The organism is Micromonospora maritima (genome assembly GCF_902825405.1).
In the GTDB taxonomy this organism is placed as follows: Bacteria; Actinomycetota; Actinomycetes; order Mycobacteriales; family Micromonosporaceae; genus Micromonospora; species Micromonospora maritima.
In genome coordinates this window covers 1-3,203 of sequence record NZ_CADEAU010000565.1, presented here as the reverse complement: position 1 = coordinate 3,203, position 3,203 = coordinate 1, and the positions used below count along the sequence as shown (strand labels likewise).

4 protein-coding genes are annotated in these 3,203 nt (G+C 73.0%); 2 read left to right on the top strand and 2 right to left on the bottom strand.

Translation table 11 applies throughout. The annotated features are described in order from the left end of the window. The first annotated feature begins 108 nt into the window (after positions 1-108). Both HUW36_RS29110 and HUW36_RS29105 read left to right on the top strand, forming a co-directional pair. A complete protein-coding gene (locus HUW36_RS29110; RefSeq protein ID WP_174531049.1) occupies positions 109-555 on the top strand; it encodes a GNAT family N-acetyltransferase in 447 nt (148 codons plus the stop codon). A gap of 112 nt (positions 556-667) precedes the next feature. Continuing rightward, complete coding sequence (locus HUW36_RS29105; protein ID WP_174531048.1) at positions 668-1,774, top strand: lytic polysaccharide monooxygenase auxiliary activity family 9 protein; 1,107 nt, start codon at positions 668-670, stop codon at positions 1,772-1,774. Positions 1,775-1,867: 93 nt separating this feature from the next. On the opposite strand, the gene hemQ is transcribed toward HUW36_RS29105, so the two are convergent. Together hemQ and hemG are read right to left on the bottom strand one after the other, a co-directional pair. Beyond that, positions 1,868-2,569 (bottom strand): hydrogen peroxide-dependent heme synthase, encoded by a 702-nt coding sequence (gene hemQ, locus HUW36_RS29100; protein WP_174531047.1) that lies wholly within the window; start codon positions 2,567-2,569, stop codon positions 1,868-1,870. Then, positions 2,566-3,203 (bottom strand): protoporphyrinogen oxidase (hemG, locus tag HUW36_RS29095; protein ID WP_174531046.1); only part of this gene is annotated, 638 nt, incomplete at its 5' end. The genes hemG and hemQ, both read right to left, overlap by 4 nt.

Genomic DNA, 3,203 nt, shown 5'->3' with positions numbered 1-3,203 from the left:
GGCGTGGTCGGCACGGTGGCCCGCCGCGTCCGCGCCGCCGGGGTCGCCGCGCCGGCGCGGCCCGACGTCGAGTCCACCGCCGAGGTGGACGCGACCTAACATCGCGGGATGCCACCGTCCGTCGACCCACACGTCGCGGCGTTCACCGAGCTGGACGCCCGCACCTTCCACGACCTGCTCCGGCTGCGCATCGACGTGTTCGTGGTCGAGCAGTCCTGCCCGTACCCGGAACTCGACGGCCGGGACGTCGAGCCCGGCACCCGCCACCTCTGGCTGACCCGCGACGGCGCCGTGCTGGCGTACCTGCGCATCCTGGCCGATCCCGGCGGCGTGGCCCGGATCGGGCGGGTGGTGGTGGCGCCGGCGGCCCGCGGCGCGGGCCTGGCCGGCGCGCTGATGACCGAGGCGCTGGCCGTGGTGGGCGACCGGCCGTGCGTGCTGGAGGCGCAGACGCACCTGGTGGGGTTCTACGCCGGGCACGGCTTCGTGGTCGACGGCCCCGGCTACGTGGAGGACGGCATCCCGCACACCCCGATGCGCCGGAATCCCAACTAATTGACGTCTGTCGCTTTCTGTGGCAGCGTGCGGACGGAGCCGCCACGCGGGAGAGGGCAACTCCCGACAGTCCGGGCGTCGTGCACCGACATCCCCACCCCGGAGGCTTCCCATGTCCACTCCCCACCGCCGTCGCGTTCCGCTCGCGGCGGCGATCCTCGGCGTCTGCGCGGTCGTCGCGGCGCTGCTCACCACCGCGTTCTCCGGCCCGGCCTCGGCGCACGGGTCGGTGGTCGACCCGGCGTCGCGCAACTACGGCTGCTGGCAGCGCTGGGGCAGCGACTTCCAGAACCCGGCGATGGCCACCCAGGACCCGATGTGCTGGCAGGCCTGGCAGGCCGACCCGAACGCCATGTGGAACTGGAACGGGCTGTTCCGCGAGGGCGTCGCCGGCAACCACCAGGGCGCCATCTCGGACGGGCAGCTGTGCAGCGGCGGGCGTACCTCCAGCGGCCGCTACAACGCGCTCGACACGGTCGGCGCCTGGAAGACCACCCCGATCTCCAACAACTTCCGGATCAAGCTGTACGACCAGGCCAGCCACGGTGCCGACTACATCCGGGTCTACGTGACCAAGCAGGGCTTCAACGCGCTCACCACGCCGCTGCGCTGGAGCGACCTGGAGCAGGTCGGCCAGATCGGCAACACGCCGGCCAGCCAGTGGACGCCCGAGACCTCGGGCGTGTCGATCCAGGTGCCGGCGAACGCGCCGGGCCGCACCGGCCGGCACATCGTCTACACGATCTGGCAGGCCAGCCACCTGGACCAGTCCTACTACCTGTGCAGTGACGTCGACTTCGGCGGGGCCGGCCCGTCGCCCACCACCTCGCCGACCGCGTCGCCCACCGCGTCGCCGACCACCTCGCCGACGGGCGGCCCGACCACCCCGCCGAGCACGCCGAACCCCGCCGGCGGCTGCACCGCCACGTACCAGGTCACCGGCCAGTGGGGCGGCGGCTTCCAGGCCGAGGTGAAGGTGACCAACGGCAGCGGTTCGCCGATCCGCGGCTGGTCGGTGAGCTGGAACTACCAGAACGGGCAGCAGGTCAGCTCGGCGTGGAACGCCACGGTGACCACGAGCGGAACGCTCGTCACGGCCCGGAACGTGTCGTACAACGGTTCACTGGCACCGGGGGCGAGCACCTCGTTCGGCTTCACCGGCACCAGCACCGGCACCAACCCGGTGCCGGGCATCCTGTCCTGCACCACGTCCGCCTGACCACCCCGCAGTAAGGAGGGGCCCCCTCTTAACACGTCGGTGTTAAGAGGGGGCCCCTCCTCTACCGGAGGCGTTAACAGGGGGCCCTTCCTTTCACACCAGGCAGGTGACGATGTCGGCGATCGGGCGCCGCCGGCCGGTGTAGAACGGGATCTCCTCGCGCACGTGCCGACGCGCCCCGGAGGCCCGCAGGTCGCGCATCAGGTCCACGATCCGGTGCAGCTCGTCGGCCTCGAACGCGAGCATCCACTCGTAGTCGCCGAGCGCGAACGACGCGACCGTGTTGGCCCGCACGTCCGGGTAGCCCCGGGCCATCTTCCCGTGCTCGGCCAGCAGCTCACGCCGCTCGGCGTCGGGCAGCAGGTACCACTCGTAGGAGCGGACGAACGGGTAGACGCAGAGGTAGGCGCGCGCCTGCTCGTCGGCCAGGAACGCCGGGATGTGGCTCTTGTTGAACTCGGCCGGCCGGTGCAGCGCCATCTGCGACCAGACCGGGGTGAGCGCCCGCCCCAGCGTGGTGCGGCGGAACCGCAGGTACGCGTCCTGCAACGCGTCGCTGGACGACGAGTGCCACCAGATCATCAGGTCCGCGTCGGCGCGCAGCCCGGCCACGTCGTAGGTGCCCCGGATCGTCACGTCCTTGCCGGCCAGCTCCGCGAAGAGCGACTCGACCTCGTCGACGACGTTCTCCCGCAGCGAGGGCAGCGGGCTGGTGGCCCGGTACACCGACCACATGGTGTAGCGGATGGTCTCGTTGAGCTCCCGCAGCCGCGCCGCGTTGGTCTGCTCGGTCATGCTGCCGATCCTCCCAGTGCCGTGATGATCTCTTCGGCCGCCGTCTCGCCGGAGCGGACGCAGACCGGGATGCCGACGCCGTCGTAACCGGCGCCGGCCAGGGCCAGCGTCGGGTGGGCGGCGCGCAGCGCCGTCCGGACCGCCGCCACCCGGTCGGCGTGCCCGGGGGTGTACTGGGGCAGCGCCCCGCCCCACCGCTGCACGTGCCGGGCCACCGGGGTGGGCAGCGGCGCACCCAGCACCGCCGACAGCTCCCGGTGCACGGCGGCGGCCAGGTCCTCGTCGGTGAGCTGGAGCGACGTCTCGTCGCCGTAGCGGCCCACCGAGGCGCGCACCAGCGCCAGCCCGTCCGGCCGGCGCAGGTGCCCCCACTTGGTGGTGAAGAACGTGGACGCCTTGATCAGCAGGCCCTCGCCGGCCGGCACCAGGAAGCCGGACAGCTCCGGCAGGTCCGGGCCGGGCAGCGCCAGCGTGACCAGGGCGACGCTGGCGTAGTCCAACGCCCCGACGGTGTCCGCCTCCACCGGCGCCGCGCCGGCGAGCAGCCGGGCGGCCGGTCGGGCCGGCACCGCGAGCAGCACCGCGTCGGCGTCCACCTGCTCGCCGTCCCGCGTCGGCCCGACGGTCAGCCGCC

Coding starts and splice junctions, on each gene's coding strand:
- HUW36_RS29105 (WP_174531048.1), top strand. CDS start 668: ATGTCCACTCCCCACCGCCGTCGCGTTCCGCTCGCGGCGGCGATCCTC.
- hemQ (WP_174531047.1), bottom strand. CDS start 2,569: ATGACCGAGCAGACCAACGCGGCGCGGCTGCGGGAGCTCAACGAGACC.
- HUW36_RS29110 (WP_174531049.1), top strand. CDS start 109: ATGCCACCGTCCGTCGACCCACACGTCGCGGCGTTCACCGAGCTGGAC.